This is a genomic window from Blastocatellia bacterium (assembly GCA_025055075.1).
Lineage (GTDB): Bacteria > Acidobacteriota > Blastocatellia > HR10 > HR10 > HR10.
Genome location: JANWYV010000024.1, coordinates 87863 through 113229 on the forward strand (window position 1 = coordinate 87863; position 25367 = coordinate 113229).

A 25367-nucleotide genomic window follows, 5' to 3' on the forward strand; every position below is an offset into this window, starting at 1 on the left:
CGGTCATTGGTCCCTCGGTCATTGGCTCGTCGGGGCCGCGGGAGGATCGCTCCCCCACCAATATTGCCGCTCCAGCGCCTTCGGCGTCGGCCAGATTTGATCGAGCGTGTCGCCATCGAAGAGGAATCCGTTCTTCATCACGTATCGGATGCTGATCGTGTGGCGAATATCCGCGAGCGGATTCTTATCGAGCACGATGAGATCAGCGAGCTTCCCGACTTCCAGGGAACCGAGGTCTTGGTGCAGGCCGATGGCTTCTGCGCCGAAGATCGTAGCGACCTTCAGCGCTTCGTGAGGAGACAGGCCTCCCGAGGCGATGCTCCACAGCTCCCAATGCGCGCCGAGCCCCTGAAGCTGTCCGTGGCTTCCGAGACAAACTCGTCCCCCTGCACGGACGATGGCTGCGCAAGCGCGCGCGATCCCCGTGTGACCGTACTCCTCCGCCAAGAACCACTGGCGCCGACGTCGGACCATCGTATCCAAAATCTCGTGAGGGATGAAACGGCGCAGCTTCGGATTCCCGTGCACATCTTCGGACGCAAAGTAGTAGTTCTCCGTGAACGGAGCGCCGTAAGCCACCAAGATCGTGGGCGTGTAGAAGGTCTTCGTGCGCGCGACGAACTCGATGACGTCTTTGTACAGCGGTTGGATGGGAAGGGCGTGCTCCTGTCCGGAGAAGCCGTCTATCATCTGCGTGAGGTCGAGCTTCATGTCGAGCGCGCCCTCGGTCGTCGGCGTGATCCCGAGTTCCCGACAGGCGATGGCGATCCACTGCCGCACAATCCGATCGCCGGCGACATATTGTTTCAGCGTGTTCGACTGATAGGCTTCCTTGTAGCGTTTGAGGAACGCGCGCGTCGCCTCTAGATCGTCGAGTCCCGAGCGCGAGAAGACGCCCGGACCAGTGGAGAAGATGCGCGGCCCGAGGATCTCTCCCGCTTCGACCAAATCGGCATACGCGAAGACGTCAGGCGTCCCGCTCTGCGGATCGCGTGTGGTCGTGACGCCATAGGCGAGATTGGCCAGATATTGCCAGACCTGCGTTTGATGCACGCCGCGCGGCGGCCACATGTGGGCGTGAACGTCCACGAATCCGGGGATGATCGTCTTGCCGGTCACGTCGAGAACGCGAGCGCCAGCCGGGATGGGCACGCGACCTTTCGGACCGATGGCCGCGATGCGATTCCCCGTGATGACGATGTCACCGCGTTCGATGACTTCATCGCCGCGCATGGTGATGAGCCGCGCGCCGCTCAAGACGATCGTGCCGCTCGGTCGCGCGCGCGGGACTTCGACGACGATCTCGGTCACTTCCAGCTTCTCGGCTGAGAGATCCTGCCGATAGAATTTCGCTCCCCAGGACCACAGCAAAGCCTTCCCATCGGCGGACCAGGCGAGCGACTCGCCACCTTCGAGAGACACTCGCTTGACGGGTACGGCCGATTGTCCGTCCGGAGTGATCGTGATGGTGATCGTTTCACGCCCGGCTTTCGGCACGGGGATCACATAGAGCTTATTCTGCAGGCTGATGAACGCGCGCTCTCCATCGGGAGAGAGGCGAATCTCATCGGCATCGGGGGGGAAGGGACCGGGGGCGGAGCCCCGCACGCGGAAGTGGGTGCGTCGGTCCAGTCCATCGAGTCGCAGCGAGACCAGTCCCCGCGAAGTCGTCAAGTAAATGCGATCGGGTTCGCGGGCGAAGTGAGGCGACGTCCCGCCTTGCGTCGGCCCAATGAGTGTGGATTCTCCGCCTTCGGCGGGGATCCATCGTAAGTCGAGCCCGATGCCGGGCGAGATGCCCGTGATCTCTGCGGCCCGCGTCTCATCGGGGAGGAGATCCAGCCGAGACCGCGCGTGAGGCTCTTCAAGCGCGGCGTATAGGTGTTGATGCGTCGGGCCGGAGATGAAGACGATCTTGGAACCATCGGGCGAATAGACGGGGGAAGAGTAATAGGCCGGACGACGGGTCAATTGCTCCGGTGGCGAACTCCCGTCAGCCGCTGCCCGAAAGATATGTCCGCCCTCCGGGGACCACGTCACATACGCGATGTATCGGCCGTCAGGCGACCAAGTCGGCATGAATTCCCCGACCGACGCATTCGTCAGACGTCGAGGCGTTCCCGAAGGCCACTCCATGACCCAAACCTTGTTGAACGCGCTGAAAGCCAATCGTCGGCCATCGGGAGAGAGCGACGGCCAGCGAATCAACCGCGCGCGCACCTTCGGGCCGTCGTCCACGCGATATTGGAAATAGACGCGCGGACCGATCTCCACTTCGACCTTGGCCGTGAAGGGGATCAACGTGCGTCGCCCCGTTTCGAAGTCCACGCGCCAGATCTTCCCCTCGATCGGGACGATGAGCGCACGCCCATCGGGCAAGAACGCATAGCCGGGCATCGTATCGCGCGTGGCGCGCGATTCCTGATCGTCGCGGGTGACGGGGTAAATCAACCATCGTTCTTCACCCGTCTCGAGATCGCGAACCCGCAGACCCGTTCCGGTCTCATAACGCGTGGCGTAGACGAGCTTCTTCCCATCGGGCGAAAGGACAGGGCGCATGGCGCTCCCTTGCGCGTTGGTGATGGTCGTCGTCTCTCCCGTCTCGCGATCGAAGCGCGCGACTTGCCAAAGGGGGAACATGGCATTGTAGGTGAACGCTCCCGTGCGCACGGAGTAGTAGATGTATCGCCCATCGGGCGAGACGACAGCACCCATTTTGTTCTGACGCGGACGCGCTGGCTCTGGCGATCCCGGTTCGGGCAAGGGGGGATCCGGCGGACCGACTTGAACGCCCGTTCCTCCCTCGATGTGGTACATCCACAGGGAGAACGTCCCGATCGGATCGGTCGAACGAGAGACGACGATATATTGGCCATCCGGCGTCCACGTCGGCGAGACGAACATCTGATGGCGTCCTTTCGTCACCGGCTTCGGATCGGAACCATCGGCGTTCGCCACCCAAACGTTCTCGGCGCCGCTACGATCGCTGAGGAAGACGATCTTCTTTCCATCGGGGGAGAACTTCGGCTGACTCTCGAAGGACATCCCACCGAGAAGGCGTTTCGCTTCTCCGCCAGTGATCGGCAAGGCGTAGATGTCGCCCAGAAGATCAAAGACGATCGTCTGACCGTCGGGAGAGACATCGAGCGACATCCACGTCCCCTCATCCGTCGTGAACTCGATCTTCTCGGTTGGTTTGAGCGGCAGCTCCTCCTTCTTCTCCTCTCCTTTGGACTCCGGCTTCGGCTCTTGACCCGACGCGCGGAAGCTGGGCAGCGAAGCCGCGATCACCACGAGGAGGAGAGAAACCGCGGTGCGAATTCGGCGAATCGCTGGCGTCATCACGATCCCTCCCTCATGATAGATGATTCCTCTCCCATGCCGATTTCGGCATCACCTTATCAAGTCGCGGCGAAAGAGTCAACGCGCCGTGTCGAGGAGGAGGCGCGTTATTTCCCTTCCACGAGCGCTTTTGATTTGATAAGATCGAACGCCTTCGTGATGCTCCTTCGAGGAGGCGAGGATGGACGAGAAAGCGAAGAAGACGGCACTGCGCATGATCCCCTATGGGCTATACGTTTTGACGGCGCGGTCATCAGAAGGAATGGCGGCAGCCACGGTCAATTGGGTGACGCAGGCCTCTTTCGAGCCGCCTCTTGTGGTCGTCGCCGTGAAGAGAGAGTCGCGAATCTATGGAGTGATCCGCTCCTCCGGAGCCTTTGCGCTGAATTTCCTCGGAAAAGACCAAGGGGCGGTCGCCTATGCGTTCTTCAAACCGGTCGAAAGCGACGAGCGGCAGATCGGAGGCTACAAGTATGAAGCGGGAGTGACGGGAAGTCCACTGCTGCGCGTTGCGCCAGCCTTCGCCGAGTGTCGGGTCGCCGAAGTCGTCGAGCGAGGCGATCATGCCGTGGTCATCGGGGAAGTCGTCGAGGCCGGTGTTCGACGCGAGCCCGAGGGACGGCCAGATGAAGCCATCTTGTGGTTGAAGGACCTCGGTCCAAATATCTTCTACGGCGGGTGAGCACGCCAAACGGTCCTGGTGCACGCTCTGCGGGCTTCACGGGGCCTCATCCGCTGATCATCGCGGCGGCGTGAGCACGCGGCCAGGGCGCTCGCCGGTCGGACGGTCGCGCTCCCACACGAGTCGGCCGTTGACGAAAACATACTCTATCCCTACGGGCATGAGATGCGGCTCGCGAAAAGTCGAGCGATCTTGAACGCGTCGAGGATCGAAGAGGACGAGGTCGGCTGCGAAGCCTTCGCGAATGAGCCCGCGATCTCTCAGACGCAGGCGAGCCGCAGGTAAATGCGTCATCTTCCGAATGGCTTCTTCGAGCGTGAGCAACCGTTGCTCGCGCACGTAGCGAGCGAGGACACGGGGGAACGCTCCAGCTCCGCGCGGATGACGCATGCCGATGCCCCCATCACTGGCAACCATGACCCATGGTTGACGATAGAAGACGCGAAGATCGGACTCCTGCATGGACCGACAGACGACACTCGCTCCTCCGCCGCGGACGATCTCCATGTAGACCTGAACCGGAGTTGTGCCGCGCTCTCGTGCGATCTCTTGCAGCGTCTTCCCCTCATATTCGGGATGAGCGGGGCACGTCGTGACGAGCACGCGATCCGCTCCGCCGACATCTTCGATACCTTTGGCAACCGCTTGAGGATCGTCGTGGCGGCGGCTCGGCACGAGAACGGTGATCGTTGAAGCCCACGCCTCGTAGGGATACGCATCGGCTGTGATATCCACGCCTTGGCGACGCGCGCGCTCGATCCGCGCGACGACTTCACGCGCTTTCCCCCACACGCTCACGGTCGCCAACTTGATGTGAGAGATGTGAACCGGGAGGTTCGCCTCTCGGCCGATGCGAAGAGCTTCTTCGAGCGCTTCGAGCATGCGATCGCCTTCGTCGCGAATATGAGTCACGTAGAGCCCTCCATAACGGGCCGCGACACGCGCCAAGGCGATGATCTCTTCCGTCGTGCTCGCATATCCGACGTCATATTCAAGCCCAGTGGAAAGACCGAAAGCTCCCTCCTGCAAGCCTCGCTCGACCAGTTGCGCCATCTCCGCGATCTCGGCGTCGGAAGCCGGACGGTTCGTGTCGCGCCCCATGACGAGCTGGCGTACGGTCGCGTGCCCGACGAGAAGCGCGACGTTGACAGCCGCCGGCTGCTCCCGACGCTTTTGAAGATATGAAGCGATAGGCCAGGGTGAGCTACCATCTAAACCGAGGACGACCGTCGTGATCCCCTGGGCGATCTGGCTCGCCGCCGTCGGCTCCGCATCCAATCCTCGATCCGAATGGTTGTGAAGATCAATGAAGCCCGGCGCGAGAATCAGATTCGTCGCGCGCAGCACGCGATCGCCCGGATCAGGGGCGAATCGTCCGATCCGAACAATGCGATCTCCGACGATGCGAACGTTGGCGCGAAAACGAGGCCGACCGCTTCCGTCGACGACCATCGCGCCGACGATCGTCCAGGCAGTCGGTTCGGAAGGCAACGGTGATGAAGGGCGTGGGAAGGAATGAAGGGAAGGCCAAAGCGCAATGCCGAGAAACAGCGCGGCGATCCCCCATCGCCAGCGATCATCACGCCATCGCGTTCTCCTCGGCCACTGCTTCATCTGCGGAAGCGAAGCCTATAAATCCCGGCGCGTCGTTGTCAAGGTACGCAGGGAGAAGGCCGAAGGGAATCCGCCCTCGACTGATCTCTCGCGCGTTATAATTTGAGCGTCGCCGATCGGATCGCTATGAGAACGTCGGAAGCGCCGCTCTCTTCTTTGCTCGATCAACTGGCCGAGCGCGGTTGGGCCATCGCGCGAGACTTCATGCCCTCGTGGATCGTCCGCGGACTGGCCGAAGAAGCCCATCACTTGTGGCATCAGGGGAGATTCCGACCGGCCGGCATCGGGCGCGGCGCGGGATACCAAATTCGCCAAGACGTCCGCGGCGACTTGATCTTCTGGTGGGACGAGCGCGCGCCGACACCCATTCAACGCGCCTACCGATCCGAGATCGAGCGCTTGCGGGAGGCCCTCAACGAGGCGTTGTTCCTCGGTCTTGTGGAGTTCGAAGTCCACTACGCCGTCTTCCCACCGGGAGCCTTCTACGGGCGCCATCGAGACCGATTCCTCACCGCCGACGAACGGGTCATCTCCTGCATCCTTTATCTGAACGCGACGTGGAACGAAACTGATGGCGGCGCGCTGCGGATTTACGATCCCGGAGGAATAGTTTGTGATGTCATGCCACGCGCCGGTACATTCGTCCTCCTGCGCAGCGATGCCGTGGAACACGAGGTATTGCCGACTCGGCGGGAGCGTTTCAGCGTGACGGGGTGGCTCCGTCGCCGCCCTCGAGAATTCAGACTCTCGCGGAGCGTCTGATCCTCTGCTGGTGGAGCGTCCGGTCGAAAAGCCCTTGTCTCTTGATGCTCCTTCCGGAGCTGAAATACACTACACGCTCCAGCACTTCGCGAAGGTCTCGATGCGTCGGGAGGAAAGTGCCATGAGGAAGAAAGGGACGTCAGCGGTGATTCGAATCTCAATGATCGGCGCTCTTCTGCTGTTGACGATGAGTCTTCCGCAATCGTCTTCTCCCGCCGGAGCAGTGGACGAAGCAGTCAGGATGAGCGCCTTGCGCTTTCCTCATTGGGGATTCGATATTCGGCAATTTCAGGCGGTCGTGAGGGAACCGACACTCGCACAACAAACTGCTCTTGAACGACTGCGCGAGCGGATCGGTCGCGACCTGACGATCCGCTTCGATCCCCTGACCGGCGGCGTGCGCCACCTCTTTCATCTCACGCGCTTGCTCACTCCCCCTCAATCTGGGGATCCTGTTGAGGTGGCTTTGACGTTCCTTCGGAACAATGCTGACCTCTTCGGACTCACGCCGGCGGAGATCACGAGCCTTCGCGTCGCGCGAAATTATCGCACGCCGCACAATGGCGTCGTGCACCTCGCCTTTCAGCAATCCCTCGATGGGCTCGAGGTCTTGCACAGCGATCTTCGTGTGAATCTCCTTTCCGATGGTCGCTTGGTCTCCATCAATGGGCGGTATTTCCCCCACCTTATCCCTCCGCGTTTGGACCCAATCCTCACAGCGTCCGAGGCCGTCGTGCGGGCCGTGCGGGTGTCGTTCCCAGACCTTGAGTTCTCTCCGCGTATAAAGCACGCGAGCACTCGCCGAGATCGCTTCACACTCTTCGATCGAGGAGACATGGCGGAGGACATTTCGGCGCGGCTGGTGATTTTCCCGGCCTACGATCGCGCGCGGCTCGGTTGGCGCATTCGCCTGCATTTGCCGGAACGCTCAGCATGGTATGACCTCGTACTCGACGCCCACACGGGAGAAGTGCTCTATCGCCAGAATCTCTATGTTTTCGACCAGCCACAAGGGTTGGTCTTCGAAGTGAATCCCGACGTGGGACCGCAGGTGCTGAAGTCCTTCATCGGAGATCCTCTGGCTTCGCCCACCACATGGGTGTTCCCCCCTCCGAACGCGCGTACCGCGGGGAACAATGCTTTCGTCCTCCCAGCTCCGGTGAGTTCGGAGCGGCAATTCCTCTTCCCCTTCTTGAATCAGTATGAGCGAGTTGGCGCGAGCGTCTTCGATTTGGATCGAAAGACTCTCCGATTCGCGCCGAATGCCAAGGGGGGATACGATGTGAGCCTCGCCCCCTTCCGTTTCGATCAAGCGCTTGGAATCAACATGACGTCGTCCCTGAGAATCGGGCGTAGCGAGAATCGCAATGACGGTTCTCTCCTTCTCGAGCTGGGATTCGGCTTCCCGTTTTTCGGGACCGTCTATCGGGCTGTGTATGTGAACGCCAATGGGAATGTGACGTTCACAGGCCCGAGCGCTTCGCCGACGGAGTCGGCGGAGACCTTGGCTTTCGGACTCCCGCGCATCGCGTGCTTATGGGATGATTTAGACTTGCGATCTTCCGGGGCACTCTTTGTGAAAGTCGTTGGTCCGCCTACGCCCCAGGTGGTGATCACATGGATGGGAGTCCCTGAACTAGGTGCCGCGAATGCAAATACCTGCCAGTTGACGCTGGCTTCGGACGGAACCATCGAGATGAGTTATAACGGCGTGAGCTTGCGAGACGGCCTCGTGGGGCTCTCTCGGGGAATGGGTGAGATGAGCGTGCGCTTCGTCGATTTCAGTGAGCTTCAGACGCCCCTTCGAGGCACGAGCGAAGGGCTTTTCGAGTTCTTCCCATCGGTCGAACTCGAGATGGCCGCGACGAATCTCTTCTATCATCTCAACTTCATGCACGATTACCTCTATCGGCTCGGTTTCAATGAAGCCGCCGGGAATTTTCAGGTGGAGAACTTCGGTCGCGGAGGGTTAGGGAATGATCCCGTGATCGGTTTCGTTCAAGCGGCGGGGACGAACAATGCGAATTTCGGCACGCCGGAAGATGGGTTCCCGCCGGTCACGCGGTATTTCCTCTTCACTCCTCCCAATTTCCGGCAAGTGGATCCGAGTCTGGATGCGGATGTCATTTATCACGAATACGTTCACGGGTTGACCAATCGGCTCGTTGGAGGACCCCACAATGTCGCCGCATTAGCAGGATTCCAGAGCGGAGCCCTTGGCGAGGGATGGAGCGATGCCTATGCGGCGAGCATAACCAATGACCCCGTAATAGGGGAGTATGAGGCGAGAGAGCGCGATCGTGGAATTCGGACGGTTCGCTATGACCGGAGCCCACTCACCTATGGAGATTTCGGAAATCGCCGTTTATACGTGCCGCCCTCCGACGTCACAGTCGGACAAGGGCCCATTTTCTACGCCCAGGTTCATACGGATGGCGAGATCTGGGCCTCCACCCTTTGGGATCTCCGCACAGCGCTAGGAAGAGCATATTTCGAGCAACTGATCACCGATGGGCTGAAGTTCACGCCTCCTACGCCCTCGATGCTCGAAGCGCGCGATGCGATTTTGCTGGCCGATAAGGTGAATGCCAATGGCGCTCATCTCTCGACGATCTGGCGGGTCTTCGCCGCACGGGGGATGGGATTCTCGGCCGAGACGAAAGATGGCAACGATACGCTCGTCTTCGAAGCCTTCGATACACCGTCTGATCCTCTCCCACCTGTGAAAGCGATCCTCTTCGAGGATGATATGGAATCCGGAGAAAGGGGATGGGCCGCGACGGGGCTGTGGCATCGTTCGGCGCGACGGAGCGGCTCGGGAGGGGCGATCGCTTGGTACTATGGCCAAGAGTCGACGGGCGATTATGAAACGGGCGGGCCTAATTTCGGCACGCTTACCTCTCCTCCTCTCACGCTCCCTGCGCTCTCCGGATCAAGCGCCCTGGTTCTCGAATTCGATCACTTCTTCCGGCGCGCGGACGGGCGCACACCGTTCGATTGCGGCTTCATTCGAATCGTGGACACAGCTTCCGGGACGGTCGTACAAAAAGCTTTTGTCATCAATAACACCCCCACGCGATCTCCCTTTGTCGAGTCCATCTTCGAGCGCCGGCGCATCAATCTCTCCGAATTCGCCGGTCGGACCATCCGGATTCAATTCTACTTCGACACGCTCGACCGCAATACGAATACTGGCGAAGGATGGTACATAGACAACGTGCGGGTCGTCCTTCATGCGAGGTGAATCTTTACCTTCATCCGACGCTGATGCACACGGACCGGGTCGTGGCGACCTCGTGTGGGAGTGAAGCACGCTGAGCCCTAGGCTTCTCACGCAGAGGAGATTCCCTTTCTCTACCAATGTCTCCTGATCAAATCTGTCCTAGAGCGAGAAGAGTTGCCACAAAAATGTAGATTTTCTTCCTTGAGCTGACCTGATTGAAGGATGAGACGCCGATGATAGAGAGCGCTGATGGAACATTTCCGTTTCAGTTCTGCCGATAGGAACGAAATTGTCCGAATGTAAGGGCTCGCTCCCTCGGCTTAAAAACTTAAGTCGCTCTTTTTCAATGGAATAGTTGGGCTCTGATCATGCCCCTCTTTTGGCATAGAGCTTGCTCAAAAGCAGTGGGAGATCACCGAAGGGAGGCTTGAAGATGAAAGAACATGAACAGATCATGCAATTCCTGTTGGAACAGTGGGAGCGCTATGGCTCGGGGCAGGAGTTTCGCGAGTTCTTACTTCGAGAGATCCGGCGGTTCATCAAAGATGCGCGGGAGTACGATGTCATTGTCTCGCTGCTCCCAGAATCGCTCTGCGTGAATCTCAGGGAAAGGATTGCTTAGGCCAAGCGAGAGGGAGAAATAGATGGAGTGGTCGGAGTGGAGAGAGGGCGAGCGCGATGCGTGCGGCGTGGGATTTGTGGCGGATCTGAGGGGAACAACTCGACATGAGATTTTGCCGTGGGCGCTCGAGGCGCTTTCGCGCCTTCAGCATCGTGGAGCAGTCTCGGCGGATGCGGAGACTGGGGATGGAGCGGGTGTGCTCTTTCAGTTGCCGCAGAGCTTTTTCCGACGCGAGGCCGCGCGGCGGGGAGCGCGCCTCTGTCACACGGAGAAGTTGGCTGTCGGTATGGCGTTCCTCCCTGCGGAATCGGCGGCTTTGGTGGAGGCGCGGAGGGTCATCGAAACGGTGGTGAACAAATGGGCCTGTCGGCCGGGGCGATTGCCTGTGCGATGGATCGGGTGGCGTCCGGTACCCGTCGTGCGCGCCGTCCTCGGAGAGAGCGCCGCGGCAGAATGTCCGACGATCGAGCAATTCTTGATCTCCAGCGGCGAGGAGCCGTGTTCCGGAGAGCGCTTCGAGCGCGAGTTATATCTCATTCGCAAGCACATCGAGCGACGCATGCGAGAGCTGTCGCTCTCGACCTACATCGTCTCGCTCTCACATCGCACGATCGTCTACAAGGGGCTCATGGTTTCCTCGCAGCTCGGCCGATTCTATCCCGACCTTCAGAATCGGTCGTTCAAGACCGCGTTTGCGATCTTTCACCAGCGATATAGTACGAACACGCTTCCCCGTTGGGCGCTCGCTCAGCCCTTTCGCATGCTCGCGCACAATGGGGAGATCAATACGCTTCAGGGGAATCGGAATTGGATGCGGGCGCGGGAAGCGCATCTTCGAGAATCGCTCTGGGGGGAGGAGGCAGAGGAACTCTTGCCAATCCTGTGGGAGGAGGGAAGCGATTCGGCGAATTTGGACAATGTTTTGGAGTTGCTGGTGCTCTCAGGGCGATCCCTGCTGCATGCGATGATGATGCTCGTGCCGGAGGCCTATGAGGGGATCCCCGATCTGGATGAGGACGTGCGAGCGTTTTACGAGTATCACGAATGCTTGATGGAACCGTGGGATGGACCGGCTGCGCTTTGCTTCAGCGATGGGCGGATCGTCGGAGCGGCTTTGGATCGCAATGGTCTGCGTCCAGCCCGATATGTGGTGACCGATGATGGGCTCGTCTTGGTGGCGTCGGAGGTGGGCGTGTTGCCTCTTCGGGAAGACCGTATTGTGGAGAAAGGACGTTTGGGGCCGGGGACGATGCTCGCTGTGGATACGGTGCGGAGAGAGCTTCTGCGCGATGAAGAGATCAAGCGGGCAATAGCCACTCGCCGCCCATATGCCCGATGGATTCGGACGTATTTGGTGAAGGGACCGAGCGAAGGGAACTGCGGGCCGTCGTCGGCCTATGAGGACGCGCCAGGAACCCAAGCGCTCGTGCGTCGGCAACGGGCCTTCGGATACACAATCGAGGACCTGGACTTTCTCCTTGGGCCGATGATCTCCGAGGGAAAAGAGCCGACGGGGTCCATGGGCGACGATACACCGCTCTCGGTGTTCTCGGAGAGACCGCGATCGCTCTACACCTACTTCCGGCAACGATTCGCTCAGGTGACGAATCCGCCGATCGATCCGCTCCGCGAACGGTTGGTGATGTCACTCTCGATGCTCCTTGGCGCGCGTGGTCCCTGGTTGGAAGAGTCTCCAGAGGCCTGTCGGTTGGTCAAGTTGCGGAGTCCGATTTTGGACGATGAGGGCCTTGCCTGGGTACTTCGCCAATACGATGGACGATGGCAGCGCCTCGAGGCTGTCTTTCCGATCTCGGATGGTCCATCCGGGCTCCGGTCTGCGGTCAGGAATTTATGCGCGGACGCCGAGCGCGCCGTGCGCGAGGGAGCGAGCCTTTTGCTCCTCAGCGATCGTGCGGTGGATGCCGCGCGGGCACCGATCCCGATGCTTCTGGCTATCGGCGCCGTGCATCACCATCTGATCCGATGTGGGCTCCGGTTACGCGCGAGCCTGATCGCGGAGACGGACGAACCGCGCGAGGATCATCATTTCGCGTGTTTACTCGGCTATGGGGCGAGCGCCGTTTATCCCTCTCTCGCCATGGAGACAGTGCGAGCGATGGCGCGCGAGCGAGGAGCGGATCCGATCGAAGCATTACAGAACTATGTTCGCGCCCTCGAGAAGGGACTCTTGAAGATCACGTCGAAGATGGGCATCTCGACGCTGCTCAGTTATCACGGCGCCCAAGTTTTCGAGGCAATTGGGCTGGCGCGCGATCTCGTGGACGAATGTTTTGCGGGGACGCCCTCGCGCATCGGGGGGATAAGCTACGAAGGTGTGGCGGAGGACGTCCTTCGTCTTCATGACGCGGCCTTTCGAACAGCGACACCGCGGCTAGAAGATCATGGCTTCTATCGCTTTCGTCAGCGGGGTGAATATCATGCGTTCCATCCGGGGGTCATTCGCGCGCTGCAACGCGCCGTGCGCGGGAACGAGCGCGATGCGTTTCGCGCGTACGTCCGAACCGTCGAGGAAGGTCCGCCTGTCGCATTGCGGGATTTGCTTGACTTCCGACGCGCGACCGTCCCTCTCTCGATCGAGGAAGTGGAGCCGATCGAGGCGATCGTGCGGCGATTTTCGACTTCGGCCATGTCGCATGGGGCGCTCAGCCGCGAGGCGCACGAAGCGATCGCCATCGCGATGAATCGGCTCGGCGCGCGCTCCAATAGCGGCGAGGGAGGAGAGGATCCGGAACGCTATCGTCCCCGTCCCGATGGGGACTGGCCCAATAGCGCCATCAAACAAGTGGCATCGGCGCGGTTCGGCGTCACGCCGGAGTATTTGTGTTCGGCCCTCGAGTTGGAGATCAAGATGGCCCAAGGTTCCAAACCGGGCGAGGGGGGACAACTCCCCGGGCATAAAGTCACTCCAGAAATTGCCCGCATCCGTCACACTCTCCCTGGTATTACCCTCATCTCCCCCCCGCCCCATCACGATATCTATTCGATCGAGGATCTGGCGCAGCTCATCTATGATCTGCGCCAGGTCAATCCCATGGCACGTATTGCTGTGAAACTCGTCGCCGAAGCCGGGATCGGAACGATCGCGGCGGGAGTAGCCAAAGCGGGTGCCGACGTCATTCACATCAGTGGTCATGATGGAGGAACAGGGGCTTCGCCGTTGGGCTCGATCAAATATGCCGGTATCCCATGGGAGTTGGGAGTGAGCGAAGTGCATCGCGCGCTGTGCGCCAATGGACTTCGCGAACGCGTCTCCGTGCGCGTGGACGGAGGATTGAAGACCGGGCGCGATGTCCTCGTGGCGGCGTTGCTCGGCGCCGATGAGTTCGGGTTCGGGACAGCAGCACTGGTGGCTCTCGGGTGTGTGATGGCGCGACGATGCCACCTGAACACGTGCCCCGTTGGCATCGCCTCACAGCGCGAGGATTTGCGAGCGCGCTTCCCGGGACGTCCGGAACATCTCGAGCGATTCCTCCTCTTCATCGCCGAGCAAGTGCGAGAGCTGCTCGCCGCGCTCGGCGTCCGACGCTTGGATGAGATCATCGGGCGCACGGAGCTCCTCATCCCGAAGGAGATCGAGACGAAAGGCGAGGACCCATCCCTCATCGAAGACTCAAGAAGGATGGCTCCTCTCCTCCATCGGAAGGTTCGCCTCTTCCTAGACGAAGTGCTCCGTAGCCCGGTCCGATGGAGCAGCCGTGAGAGCGCGCACTTCGGAAACGTCCGTCGAGTGGAGTCGCCTCTGCCCTCGCGCGGTGCTCGAACGAATCCCCTCAGCACGCTCGATGAGCGCCTCGTATTGGAGGTGAAGCCAGCTCTCGAGGGAGAGCGAACGGTTCGCCTCAGGCTTCCCATTCAGAACACGGATCGCGCTGTCGGAGCACGTATCGCGGGAGAGATCGCGCGGCGCTACGGTGATGCTGGATTGCCCGGAACGGAGATCGAGCTTCAGTTCCGGGGATCGGCGGGACAGAGCTTCGGCGCGTTTTGCCTGCCCGGAATGCGATTGATCCTGATCGGGGAAGCCAATGACTACGTCGGCAAGGGGATGCGCGGAGGGGAGATCATCGTTCGTCCGCCCGAAAACGCCGCGTACGTTTGGCACGAGAGCGTCATCATGGGAAACACGGTCCTCTATGGGGCGACCGGAGGGCGACTCTTCGCCGCTGGACGGGCAGGCGAACGTTTCGCCGTCCGCAATAGCGGCGCCATCGCCGTCGTCGAAGGGGTCGGCGATCATGGATGCGAATATATGACGGGCGGCATCGTCCTCGTGCTCGGTGAGGTTGGACGAAACTTTGGCGCCGGAATGACAGGTGGGCTCGCCTTCGTGTTCGATGAGCGGGAACAACTTCCGAAGCGATGCAATCCCGAGCTGGTGGACCTGAGGCGACTTCGAGCGGAGGATGAGGAGCTCGTGCGCCGAATGCTTCAGGAGCATCTGCGCGCGACGACGAGCCCCCGCGCACAGGAGATCCTCGATCGGTGGGAAGAGCTGAAGGAGCTTTTTTGGAAGGTCATCCCCTTGACTGCTGACGAGCACATCGAAGCATCCCTGCGAGAGCAAGCGTTCGCCTCGTTGGGAGGGGATGAGGTCTCCGAGGACGTGTTCGCGTGAGGCGGTGCTCATCGGCCGCTCGTGGGCGCGCTCCTCTTCCTCATGGGACGATGACACTTTTCACCGACATCCATCGTGACGTCGCCTCAAGCGCTTCCATCGCACGATTCAGTGGGAAGCGATGGGAGACCAACCGGTCGAACGGGAAGCGATCACCATGTCGTCTCAGGAACTCCAAGGCTTGAGCCATGTGGCGGGGCTCGCTCGCCCATGAGCCGTAGATGGTCAATTGTTTGCGCGTGATCACATGCGGATTGAGCGAGGTCGGACCCGCATCGCCATAATGGCCGAGCACGAGATACTTGCCCCCATCGCGGCACATCTCCCATCCTTCGGAGACGACAGTCGGTATTCCGACGCACTCGATGACGACGTCGGCTCCGTATCCGCCGGAGAGGTGCCTCACTCGCTCGATGCGCTCGACGGGATCGACGACCTCTTCGATGGAGATCGTGTGGTCAGCACCGAAGACTTTCGCTAACTCCAGCCGATGAGTCGGGCCACCGATCACGATCGTTTGAAAGGCGCCGGCCGTCTTCGCCACAGCGAGCGCGGCGAGTCCCACGGGACCACTTCCTTGAATGACCACGGTGTCTCCCCAATGGATCCCTGCCCGTTCGATCCCGTGAATGGCCGTATTGAGCGCGCATCCAGCGCCAATGACCATCTCCGTCGAGAGATCATCCAGTTTGAAGATCGCCGATCCTGGAAGGAGCACGTGATATTCCGCGTAGCCGCCGAGAAAGTGCGGAGGAGCGTCGCACGCATACGTAATCCCGTAGGCGCGGCGGTTGAGGCAGCGCGTCGGTTGTCTCTTCTGCACGCAATAGAAGCATTGGCCGCACAGACGTCCGGCGTACCATGCCACGCGGTCGCCTTCGCACAAAGGCGCTCCTATCCAATCCTTCGTCACTCCCTCGCCCAACTTCACGATCGTCCCAACAGTCTCATGACCGAGGATGATCGGGCGCGGGATCGGCAATTGCCCCTTCCACAAATGAACGTCCGTCCCGCAAATGCCAGCCATCTCGACGCGAACGAGCACAGTGCCGGGCTCCAGTTCCTCAGGAAGCGGATACTCCCGAATCTCCAGCGGTTGGTGAAAATCGGGCATGACGGCGGCCTTCGCCATTTTCATCGCTCAAGCTCCTTTCAGGAATTCGATCACGAGACGATTGAACTCCTCGGCCCGTTCGATGAAGACGAGATGGCGAGCTCCAGGGAAGATGACCAGGCGAGCGTTCGGAATGACTCGCGCGAGCCGCAGCGAATTCTCTGACGGGACGATCGGATCATCACTCCCGGTCACGATCAACGTGGGGATGCGCAGCGCCTTCAGGTGCGATTCCGTCTCGAAGCGAAGGCAGGCAGCGAATTGTCGCTGCCACGCGTATGCCGGCGGGAGATGGGCCTTTCGTCGCGCGAGGAAGTCCCCGACGATCTCCGGATGCTCGGTCAGAAACCGATCGCTGAACCGTAAAGGGAGGCCGCGACGTAAAGCCGCTTCGCGATCTTCCGCTTCGAGTTCCGAACGCATTTGTGCCGCCGTCTCCGGAGACATGAGCACGGCATTTTTCCCCCCGAAGCTCGTCGAGGCCAAGATGAGGGAGGAGACGACCTCGGGATGCCGGAGAGCCAACTCCTGGGCGATGTATCCGCCCATCGAATGGCCGAGCACGTGAGCGCGCGTCACGTTCAGAGCGCGAAGTAATCCCGCCGCATCGTCCGCCATCATCTCGATGGTGTATTCGCAATCGGGCTTCTCCGAAAGCCCAGCACCCCGGTTGTCAAATGCGATGACTCGGACCTGCTGCGATAGCTCCGGGATTTGGCGAAACCAGCTCCAGACGCCGAAGCCTAATCCGGCGATCAACAGCAACGGCGCTCCCGTCCCGTGGACCTCATAATACAGCTCGATCCCGTTGATTCGCGCGTGCGGCATTCACCTCCTCTCAGCTCACGTTGAGATTCAGAACGAGGACGCGGGGCTCAGTCATTTCCTCGATCGCCGAGCGAACGCCCTCGCGGCCCATTCCCGAATCCTTGACGCCCCCGTAGGGCATGTGATCGGCGCGATAAGTGGGGACGTCGTTGACGATGAGCCCGCCGACTTCGATCACTTGATAGGCGCGAAAGACGCGGTGCAGATCGCGGGTGAAGATGCCCGCCTGCAAGCCATAGCGGGAGGCATTCACGTGGCGAAGCGCCTCGTCGAAATCGGCGTAACGATTGACGACGACCACCGGCGCGAACACCTCCTCGCAGCTCACCTTCATCTCCGGCGCGACATCGGTGAGCACCGTCGGCATGAGGAAGGCGCCATGACGTTCGCCACCGATGAGAACCTTGGCGCCGGCCTGAACCGCTTCCCGAATCCAGATCTCGGCGCGTTCGGCCGCCGCCACGCTGATCATCGGACCGACATCGGTCTTCTCATCCCTCGGATCGCCGACGATCAAATTCCTGACCCCCTCCAACATGCGTTCGAGAAATGGCTCATACACGGCCTCGTGCACATAGATTCGCTGTACGGAGATGCAAGTTTGTCCGGCATACGTGAAGCCGCCCTGCACACATCGCTTCGCGGCGAAGTCCAAGTCGGCATCGCGTTCGATGATGACGGCCGCGTTCCCACCGAGTTCCAGCGTCACTTTCTTCTTCGGGACCTGCGCTTTCAACATCCAGCCGACGGCGGCGCTGCCCGTGAATGTGAGCTTCTTGATGCGCTCATCGGTGAGCATTCGTCCGGCGACCTCGTTGGAGCAGGGGAGGACGCTCAAGCCTCCGTCGGGCCAACCCGCCGCGCAGACGATCTCACCCAGTCGCAAGGCTGAAAGCGGCGTCTGCGGCGCCGGCTTGATGATGATGGGATTCCCAGAGGCGAGCGCCGGAGCCACTTTATGCGCCACCAGGTTCAAGGGGAAGTTGAATGGGGTGATGCCGAGAATCGGGCCGATGGGGAAGCGGCGCACGATCGCCCACCGATTCTCCGATCCAGCGAGCCAGTCGAGTGGCAGAAGCTCTCCGCCCAATCGTTTGGCTTCCTCTGCGGCTACGGTGAACGTCTGAATAGCGCGAGTGACTTCGATGCGCGCGTCGCGAATAGGCTTACCCGCCTCCAGCACGATCAACTCGGCGAACTCCTCTCTCCGCGCTGTCAGCTCGTTCGCCACGCGGCGGAGGACATCGGATCGCACATAGGAGGGAAGCCGCCGCGTCGTCTCGAAAGCCATCGCCGCTCGCTCGATCGCTTCATCGGCGTCTCGCGCGGAGGCAAGGTTGACGATGGCGATCACCTCTTGGTCGTACGGATTGCGAATCTCCACGTTCTCCGCCGACGTTCGGCGATCGCCGCCCACGATGAAGGGGTACTCTTTCGTCATGGTTCACCTCCCGCGCCGAGAGTTTTAACGACTCGCGGCGCGGGGCGCAAGCCCTCCCGACTCACCAATTCACCTTCAACGCGAACTGAATCACGCGCGGGCCCGTGCTCGTGCTGGAGATCCGTCCGAACGCCGAGGAGAGCACGTTCGAGTCAGGATTGGCGAAGCTCGGGGTGTTCGTCACGTTGAAAAACTCCGCGCGAAATTCCACGCGCGCCGTTTCCGTGATCGGGATGAACTTGATGATCGAGAAATCCACGTTTCGCTGATCGGGGCCCCGCAAGATATTGCGGCCAGTGTTCCCAAAGGGCGCCCGCGGATCGAATGTCGCACCAAGTGGAGGGACGAAAGCGGCCGTGTTGAAGAAGCGAGTGAGGCGCGCCGTGACCGGACCCGTCAGTTCCGCCGAGCCGCGGAATCCGGGCGCGAAATTAGCCCGCGTGAGGTTCATGCCACCACCGCCTCCGGTGGCGAACACGGTGAACGGCGTCCCGGATTGAAACACGGCAACGCCCGCGATCTGCCAATCGTTGAGCAGCCATCTCCCGACGCCCGAATCGCCGCCGTAGAGTTTCGGCAGGTCATAGACGAAGCTGTAGACGAACCGATGCGTACGATCCCAATCCGAGAGCCCGCGATTCAACCGATGATTCTGCTGGTCGCCGGGATTAGCCGCCAGATCGCCCGCCAGCGGACCCGAATTTGTGTCTATGGACTTGCTGAGGGTGTACGACGCCAAGAACGAGAGGCCATGGCTCAAGCGCTTGGTGACCGACAATTGCAGCGAGTGGTAATAGGATTGGCCCGTCGTCTGAATCAGATGCAGACCGGCGGCGATGTTCCCATTGTTCGAGAAGGCCGGCAGAGGCGTGATGAATTGCCCTGTCGCCGGATTGAAAACGGGCTGGTTGAGATTGAACAGTTGTGTGAGCTTGATCCCGCGCGTTCCCGTGTATCCGAGCTCCAGGAGCCACGATCGCGCCATCTCCCACTGGACGTTCAGCCCAAACTGGTGCGTGTAGGGCGTCCGGAAGCCTCGATCCAGATAAACGCCCGAGATGGGAATGGGATTGCCGAATTGATCGCGCAAAGGCGAGGGGATGGCGGGAACGACAGGGAAGGCCGAAGGCGGAGGTACTTGGATGAAAGGCCGATTGAAAGGAAGGCCAAGCGCGCGCGCCACAGGGGGCGGGAATCCCAGGGATTGCAGGAGGCGCGATCCTGCTCCGACGGGCAAGATGAAGTAGGGGTAGTTGAAGAGCTGAATCCCGCCACCGATCTGTCCCGAAGTGCGAATGAAATAGATCCCATATCCGCCGCGCAGCACCACGCGCTCATATCTTCGGAAGGGCCTCCACGCGAAGCCAAAACGGGGCGCCCAATTGTTCTCGTCTTGCGGGATGAGCGTCTTCTCCACGAGCGGCACGTTGGGCAAAGGCGTCTTCGCGTTCCCGGCGAGTACGAAGCCATTCGGAGGCGGACCCACACGATATTGATCGGGGAAGAAGCCGACGAGCCGTCCACGCACTTCGCTCATGTAGCCGAGCAGCTCGTATCGGAGACCGATGTTGAGCGTCAACCGATCCGTGACTCGAAAGTCTTCTTGCACGAAAGCCGCAAGATCGCGGATGCGTGGCTCGCGCTCGGGATCTCCCGAGCCGATGAAGGAGATGAACATGTCGCCCTGCAGGAAATCCACGAAGTTGAGGAATTGGATGAATCCGCGATTCCAGAGTCGAAAGCGCAGCAAGAAGGGATAATGTCGTCCCTCGAAGCCCATGCGAAGGGTGTGCCGCCCCTTGATCCACGTGATCGTGTCGCCATAGGTGAAATGCTCTTGAACGGCCTCGGTGTCGAACAAGCCCTCGGGCCCCAGGGTGAAGAGCCCGAAGACATTAATCTGCGGCAGGCCGGGGAAGAGCGCACGAAGTGGACTCTCAATCCCGAATCGCGCGGCTGTGAACGGTTCGCGGGGAACAGCCTCCAGGAAAATACGCGCGTAGCCGAACCGCGCTTCGTTGATCAGCGTGGGAGTGAAGATGTGCGTGTCACGGAGTGAGAAGACGCGATTGTTCCGCTGCAAGGGGCCGCCCCAGCCGAGCACGGCATTGGCCGGACGAGCTACGAACGACGTGATCGCCGCATCGGTCGTGTCGTTGTTGAAGAAGAACTTGCCCGAGAGCGTGTGATTACTCGTGAAGCGATGATCGAGATTGAGATTAAACTGATCTTCGCGGAATCGCGAAATGCCCGATTGCGTGAGCGTCGTGAAGGGACCGGGCGAACCCGGCGGAGGGCTAGGAATGACGAAACGTCCGTCCGGGAATCGAGCGTTCAGGAGTGCGAGCGCGACCGGATGGATGTCCGAAGCGCGGAGAGGAGGAGAGCCGGGCGGCAGTAGCGTCGTGCCGACAGCTGCCAAAGCCTCCGCGCTCCGATTGTCGGTCAAAGCCGAAGGGAGAACCAGGCTCGTCAGGCTGTTGATGAGCGAAGCTCCGTTGCGTTCCCGCGTGCCCTGGTAGGAGACGAAGAAGAAGGTTTTGTCCTTGGCGATCGGACCGCCGAGCGTGAAACCGAATTGGTTACGGGTCAAAATCGGACGCTTTTGACCAGAGGCGTTCAGGAAGAAATCGTTGGCGTTGAGCACGCGATTGCGAAAGAATTCGTAAACGTTGCCGTGAAACTCGTTCGTCCCGGATTTGGTGACGGCCGCGATGATGCCGCCACTATTGCGACCTTGCGAGGCATCGTAAAGGCTCGTCTGAACGATGAACTCTTGAATGGCTTCAGTGGCCGGAACGGGCAGATTGAACGTTGAATGCAGGGCGATGGAGTTCGCATCCACACCGTTGATCTGCAGATTGTTTTGCGTCTGTCGCTGGCCATTGACCTGGATGATGGCATCGCCGCGACCTACGTCCGTATTGCGCACGACCGACGCAAGCGTTCCGGGCGAGAGCGCGAGCATCTGTTGGAAATTGCGCGTCGCCAATGGCAGTTGCCGAATCGTGCGCTCTTCGATGACCCGGCCGGTGGTGGGACGATCGGTTTGCAGAAGCGGTGCTTCTTCGGTCACGGTGACAGTCTCCGCGCCGAGCGGAGCGACTTCCAGCGTCACATCCACCGTCGTCGTCAATGTGATGCGCACGGCAATGTTTTCACGCACGAGTCGGCGAAAACCTTCGCGGGAAAACTCGACCGTATAGGTCCCAGGCGGCAAGAGCGGCACCGTGTAACTGCCCGAGACATCGGTCTTCGTCTCTCGTCGAATGCCGGTCAGATTCTCCGTCACCACGACGCTCACATCCGGGATCACGGCGCCCATCGGATCGCGCACCGTCCCGGCGATCTGCCCCGTGGAGGCCGTCTGCGCAAAACTGTGATGGGCGATCCCCATCGTGGTACATGCGAAGAGGCAGGCGATGAAAAATCGCTTCGGGCGAGTCATAGTGTCCTCCTATTTGCGAGGTCTCTCGGTGCGGTGCATCGCGTCTTGGGGGATGTTCTACGCGAGGATCGATAAGCCGACCCCATACTTTGTTGTCTCCTTATGCTCAAATTTCTGAGACGCGATTCATATATCATGCTTCGGTTGGGATGTCAAGGGAGGACGAGCGCGAAACGCAGATCATTCGGGGCGACGAGGCGGGAATGGCACGCCCGCAATTGCCGGTGGCCTCGTGCTCCATCGGGCGCTGGAGCGTATTCGACGGGAATCCCTCGACCGCGGGTCAGGAGGGGAGGCCCTTCAGGCCGCGGAGGATCATGTCCAAGGCGTGGTCGAAGACGCGTTTCGGAAGCGAAGGACGCGAGGACCAAACGACCCAGCGCAAGCCCAGGAAGTGACCGATTCCCATGAGGCTGTACGCCAAAGTCTCGGCGTCGAGCGGACGAATCTCTCCTCGGCGCATTCCTTCCTGAAGTCCGCGGACGTATCCTTGAGCCAATCGCTCGAAGTACCAGCGAGCGGTTGGGGGAGAAACGAATTCGGCTTCGCGGACGATCCGATAGGCCTCGCGATTCCGATGGATGAACTGGAAGAAGGCGCGAAATCCCTCGCGCTCGATCTCGCGGCGATCGGTGAGGCCAGCGATCGCTGCACGCGCGTTCCGACGTAGCTGCGCGTTGAGATCGCGAACGAGTTCGTCGAGGATTTGGGTCTTGCTGGAGAAGTAGAGGTAGAAAGCCCCGAGTGAAACTCCCGCGCGCCGCGTGATCTCCGCGATGGACGTCGCGTAGAAGCCCTTGCGACTGAAGCAGGCCTTGGCGGCTTGCAGAAGCTTGCGGCGAGAAAGCTCCCCTCGCGTCGGAGCGGGAGATGGAGCGCCTTCACCAAGCGCAGCAGCAACGGTGGCGCGTTGGGGTGGAGTCGTGATGGGACGACCAGTGTCCATCCCATGCAGGAGGAACTCGATGGCGGTATGGCGGACGGATTCGGGAACTTCGCCTGGACCGAGAATGAGCCACCGAAGGGTCAGGAAGTACGCCACACCGATCAAAGCGACAGCTGCGACCTCCGGATCGAGCGCGCGGATTTGTCCTTGGCGGCGTTGCTCGCTCAAGAATTCTCGCACGAGTGCGATGAGTCCGTCGTAGAACTGATGGTGCATCTGCTTGTTGACGAATTCGATCTCTCGAAAGATCCGATAAGAAGCCCGATGATGACGAATGAAGGCGAAGAAGGTCGTCAGGATGCGATCCAGGTGCGCGCGAAGATCGCCCTCCGAACGTAGGGCATGGGTGAGATCCACTTGCAGGGCCATACTAGCGCGCGCGACCAGCTCTGAGAAGATCGCCTCCTTATCGGCGAAGTATTGGTAGAACGTCCCCAACGCGACACCTGCGCGGCGGCAGATGGCGGAGACAGAAGCCCTATGGTAACCGCCTTCGGCGAAGACCTCTTGAGCGGCGGCCAAGAGGCGTTCTCTCGTCGCCAAACCTCGCGCGGTCGAAGGAGCTCGCGTTTTTTTCGCCACGCGCGTCATCATCGAGGGGAAAGCGTAGCAGAGGCGATGGGGATGTCAAGATAGGCGAGGTGGCGGATCATCATTTGGGTTCAGACACGTCGTCCCGATTTCGAACTCTTGGGGCGAGGACGACGGCCTCACCGCGCACGACCTCTTCCCCGTGTTGATTCGTGCATCGCGTAGCCAAGGTGACTACGGGCTTGTCCTCGCGAAGGTGAATCACTTCTACCGTCGCGGTGATCGTATCGCCCGGATAAACCGGTCGAATGAATTCTAAGCGTTGACTCAGGTAGATCGTCCCCGGTCCGGGGAGCTGTCGGCCTAAGACCGTCGAGATCAAGCTGGCCACGAGCATTCCGTGGACGATAGGTCGTCCGAAGGGGGTATTTCGGGCGAAGGCCTCGTCCAAGTGCAGCGGGTTCTCATCTCCGCTCAGCGCGGCGAAGGCTTGAACGTCCGCGCTCGTGATGGTCTTCGACCATGAGGCGGTTGCGCCTATGTGCACGTCATTCATGAGGACCTCCCCATCGGATCACTGTAGCCCCCCATGAGTATCCGGTCCCGGCACTCACGAGGACCACGATGTCGCCGTCTCGTAATCGCCTTGCTTGACGAGCGAGATAAAGTCCCAACAACGGATCAGCGGCCGAGAGATGGCCGTAGTCCGAGAGATAGATGGCTTGAGCATCCGTCAGTCCGAGAGCAGACAGCAGGGCTTCGAAGAGCGATCGTTTGGTGTGCAAAGGGATGAGGAAATCGAGGTGATGGCAGCCGCTGCGGGCCAGGGCTTCGCGAATCACCCGCACGAAATGGTCCAGGGTGATGGGATCCAGCATCTCTTTCATTCGAGCTGGGTCGGTGACGTCCAAGTAGTGCCATCGGCGTCGGAGAGTTTCTAGGCTCGGGGGAAATACCGAGCCGCCAGCCGGCACACGCACGAAGTCTGCAAAGCGACCGTCCGTGAGGGCAGCGGATTCCAGGACGATATTCCGCCGATGCCCTCGTCGAAGCACGCAAGCAGCTGCTCCGTCGCCGAAGTTGAACATAAAGCGCGAGCGGTGATTGGTGTAGTCCAGAAGCATGGATTCGGTAGAGGCCGCGACCAGTAACACGTGGAGGAGGGAAGAATCCACGAGCATCAGACTGCGGGCGACTTTTAGGGCGAAGGGGAGGCCGGCCGAAGCCCCACTGAGTTCAAATGCATAGGCGCGTCGAGCTCCAAGATGCTCTTGGATTCGCGGCGCGGCCAGCCAGACGTAGTAATCCTTGTGCATGCTCCCGAAATAAATGAGGGCATCCACTTCTTCCGGAGTCACCCCAGCATCTTGCAGCGCGCGCCGTCCGGCCTCGACCGCCATCATGGAGACCGTTTCCCCTTTCCCCGCCACGTCGGCGATGTGTTTCCGATTCAACCCGAACTTCGTTCGGATCACCTCGGCGGGAATACCGGAAGCAGCGGCCACCTCTTCGGCCGTCATCACGCGCTCGGGAAGATAGATGCCCAAGCCGGCGATGCCGATTTCAGTCATCGGCGTCTCCGTCAAACGAGGACCTCGCTTACTCGTGCTGGATTCCATATTGGCGTTTTAGCGCTATTCGATCAATTTTTCCGGCTCCGGTCTTGGGCAGCTCGTGCACAAAAACCACGGATCTTGGAATCTTATAGCCCGCCAGGCGAGAGCGCAGATAAGTCAGTAATTCTGCTTCTGTCAGCGCACTCCCTGGCCGACGCGCGACGATTGCTCGTCCGACTTCTCCCCATTCGGGATCCGGCACGCCGATGAGGGCGGCTTCCATCACGTCCGGATGCCCCAACAGCACGCTCTCGACTTCCGCCGGATAGATGTTCTCTCCGCCCGAGATGATCACGTCTTTGATCCGACCAACAATGTAAAAGTCCCCTTCCTCATCGAACTGAGCGAGGTCCCCAGTCCGCAACCAGCCCTCCACAATTGTGCGCGCCGTTTCCTCTGGGTGATTCCAGTAGCCGGGGACCACATGGGGACCCCGGATCCACAACTCTCCCACTTCGCCGGGCCCGACGTCGCGATCCTCGCGGACTATTCGAACTTCCACGTGGAAGAGCGGACTGCCCACCGACCCTGGCTTGCGGTGGGTTTTTTCGTCCGGGAGCCA

General features: G+C 60.5%; 15 protein-coding genes. 5 read left to right on the forward strand and 10 right to left on the reverse strand.

Going from position 1 to position 25367, the window contains the following annotated elements; translation table 11 throughout:
• Positions 1-18: 18 nt before the first annotated feature.
• Positions 19-3342 (reverse strand): amidohydrolase family protein, encoded by a 3324-nt coding sequence (locus NZ746_07015; protein ID MCS6817114.1) that lies wholly within the window; start codon positions 3340-3342, stop codon positions 19-21.
• Positions 3343-3523: 181 nt separating this feature from the next.
• On the opposite strand from NZ746_07015, the gene NZ746_07020 reads away from it, so the two are divergent.
• Positions 3524-4024 (forward strand): flavin reductase family protein, encoded by a 501-nt coding sequence (locus tag NZ746_07020; GenBank protein ID MCS6817115.1) that lies wholly within the window; start codon positions 3524-3526, stop codon positions 4022-4024.
• A gap of 57 nt (positions 4025-4081) precedes the next feature.
• Here NZ746_07020 and NZ746_07025 read toward each other — a convergent pair whose 3' ends face one another.
• Positions 4082-5476 (reverse strand): D-aminoacylase, encoded by a 1395-nt coding sequence (locus tag NZ746_07025; protein MCS6817116.1) that lies wholly within the window; start codon positions 5474-5476, stop codon positions 4082-4084.
• Between the two features lie 288 nt (positions 5477-5764).
• Between NZ746_07025 and NZ746_07030 the strand changes: the two genes are divergently transcribed.
• The 4 genes from NZ746_07030 to gltB all read left to right on the forward strand — a co-directional run bounded on the left by NZ746_07030 (position 5765) and on the right by gltB (position 14881).
• Positions 5765-6400 (forward strand): 2OG-Fe(II) oxygenase, encoded by a 636-nt coding sequence (locus tag NZ746_07030; GenBank protein MCS6817117.1) that lies wholly within the window; start codon positions 5765-5767, stop codon positions 6398-6400.
• 121 nt (positions 6401-6521) lie between these two features.
• Positions 6522-9644, forward strand: a complete 3123-nt coding sequence (locus NZ746_07035) for a M36 family metallopeptidase (protein MCS6817118.1) — start codon at positions 6522-6524, stop codon at positions 9642-9644.
• A 412-nt stretch (positions 9645-10056) separates the two neighbouring features.
• Complete coding sequence (locus NZ746_07040) at positions 10057-10245, forward strand: hypothetical protein (GenBank protein MCS6817119.1); 189 nt, start codon at positions 10057-10059, stop codon at positions 10243-10245.
• 22 nt (positions 10246-10267) lie between these two features.
• The gene (gltB, locus tag NZ746_07045; GenBank protein MCS6817120.1) at positions 10268-14881 is read left to right on the forward strand and encodes a glutamate synthase large subunit; all 4614 of its coding nucleotides are present in this window, start codon (positions 10268-10270) and stop codon (positions 14879-14881) included.
• A gap of 40 nt (positions 14882-14921) precedes the next feature.
• Here gltB and NZ746_07050 read toward each other — a convergent pair whose 3' ends face one another.
• The 8 genes from NZ746_07050 to NZ746_07085 all read right to left on the reverse strand — a co-directional run.
• A complete protein-coding gene (locus NZ746_07050; protein ID MCS6817121.1) occupies positions 14922-16019 on the reverse strand; it encodes a zinc-binding dehydrogenase in 1098 nt (365 codons plus the stop codon).
• Between the two features lie 3 nt (positions 16020-16022).
• Positions 16023-16823 (reverse strand): alpha/beta hydrolase, encoded by an 801-nt coding sequence (locus tag NZ746_07055; GenBank protein MCS6817122.1) that lies wholly within the window; start codon positions 16821-16823, stop codon positions 16023-16025.
• Positions 16824-16833: 10 nt separating this feature from the next.
• Positions 16834-18264 carry an aldehyde dehydrogenase family protein gene (locus NZ746_07060; GenBank protein ID MCS6817123.1) on the reverse strand — a complete coding sequence of 477 codons (1431 nt, stop codon included), beginning with the start codon at positions 18262-18264 and terminating at the stop codon, positions 16834-16836.
• A 61-nt stretch (positions 18265-18325) separates the two neighbouring features.
• Positions 18326-21712 (reverse strand): TonB-dependent receptor, encoded by a 3387-nt coding sequence (locus tag NZ746_07065; protein MCS6817124.1) that lies wholly within the window; start codon positions 21710-21712, stop codon positions 18326-18328.
• Positions 21713-21995: 283 nt separating this feature from the next.
• Positions 21996-23240: a TetR/AcrR family transcriptional regulator gene (locus NZ746_07070; GenBank protein ID MCS6817125.1), complete on the reverse strand. Its 1245-nt coding sequence runs from the start codon at positions 23238-23240 to the stop codon at positions 21996-21998.
• Between the two features lie 70 nt (positions 23241-23310).
• Positions 23311-23745 carry a MaoC family dehydratase gene (locus tag NZ746_07075; protein ID MCS6817126.1) on the reverse strand — a complete coding sequence of 145 codons (435 nt, stop codon included), beginning with the start codon at positions 23743-23745 and terminating at the stop codon, positions 23311-23313.
• Positions 23738-24760: a 3-oxoacyl-ACP synthase gene (locus NZ746_07080; protein ID MCS6817127.1), complete on the reverse strand. Its 1023-nt coding sequence runs from the start codon at positions 24758-24760 to the stop codon at positions 23738-23740. Before NZ746_07080 ends, NZ746_07075 begins: the two co-directional genes overlap by 8 nt.
• A gap of 28 nt (positions 24761-24788) precedes the next feature.
• On the reverse strand, positions 24789-25367 hold a 579-nt coding region (locus tag NZ746_07085), incomplete at its 5' end, for an AMP-binding protein (protein MCS6817128.1).

What these genes read in the sequence shown, in the direction of transcription:
- NZ746_07015 (MCS6817114.1), bottom strand. Translation starts at nt 3,342, where the DNA reads ATGACGCCAGCGATTCGCCGAATTCGCACCGCGGTTTCTCTCCTCCTC.
- NZ746_07020 (MCS6817115.1), top strand. Translation starts at nt 3,524, where the DNA reads ATGGACGAGAAAGCGAAGAAGACGGCACTGCGCATGATCCCCTATGGG.
- NZ746_07025 (MCS6817116.1), bottom strand. Translation starts at nt 5,476, where the DNA reads ATGGTCGTCGACGGAAGCGGTCGGCCTCGTTTTCGCGCCAACGTTCGC.
- NZ746_07030 (MCS6817117.1), top strand. Translation starts at nt 5,765, where the DNA reads ATGAGAACGTCGGAAGCGCCGCTCTCTTCTTTGCTCGATCAACTGGCC.
- NZ746_07035 (MCS6817118.1), top strand. Translation starts at nt 6,522, where the DNA reads ATGAGGAAGAAAGGGACGTCAGCGGTGATTCGAATCTCAATGATCGGC.
- NZ746_07040 (MCS6817119.1), top strand. Translation starts at nt 10,057, where the DNA reads ATGAAAGAACATGAACAGATCATGCAATTCCTGTTGGAACAGTGGGAG.
- gltB (MCS6817120.1), top strand. Translation starts at nt 10,268, where the DNA reads ATGGAGTGGTCGGAGTGGAGAGAGGGCGAGCGCGATGCGTGCGGCGTG.
- NZ746_07050 (MCS6817121.1), bottom strand. Translation starts at nt 16,019, where the DNA reads ATGAAAATGGCGAAGGCCGCCGTCATGCCCGATTTTCACCAACCGCTG.
- NZ746_07055 (MCS6817122.1), bottom strand. Translation starts at nt 16,823, where the DNA reads ATGCCGCACGCGCGAATCAACGGGATCGAGCTGTATTATGAGGTCCAC.
- NZ746_07060 (MCS6817123.1), bottom strand. Translation starts at nt 18,264, where the DNA reads ATGACGAAAGAGTACCCCTTCATCGTGGGCGGCGATCGCCGAACGTCG.
- NZ746_07065 (MCS6817124.1), bottom strand. Translation starts at nt 21,712, where the DNA reads ATGACTCGCCCGAAGCGATTTTTCATCGCCTGCCTCTTCGCATGTACC.
- NZ746_07075 (MCS6817126.1), bottom strand. Translation starts at nt 23,745, where the DNA reads ATGAATGACGTGCACATAGGCGCAACCGCCTCATGGTCGAAGACCATC.
- NZ746_07080 (MCS6817127.1), bottom strand. Translation starts at nt 24,760, where the DNA reads ATGACTGAAATCGGCATCGCCGGCTTGGGCATCTATCTTCCCGAGCGC.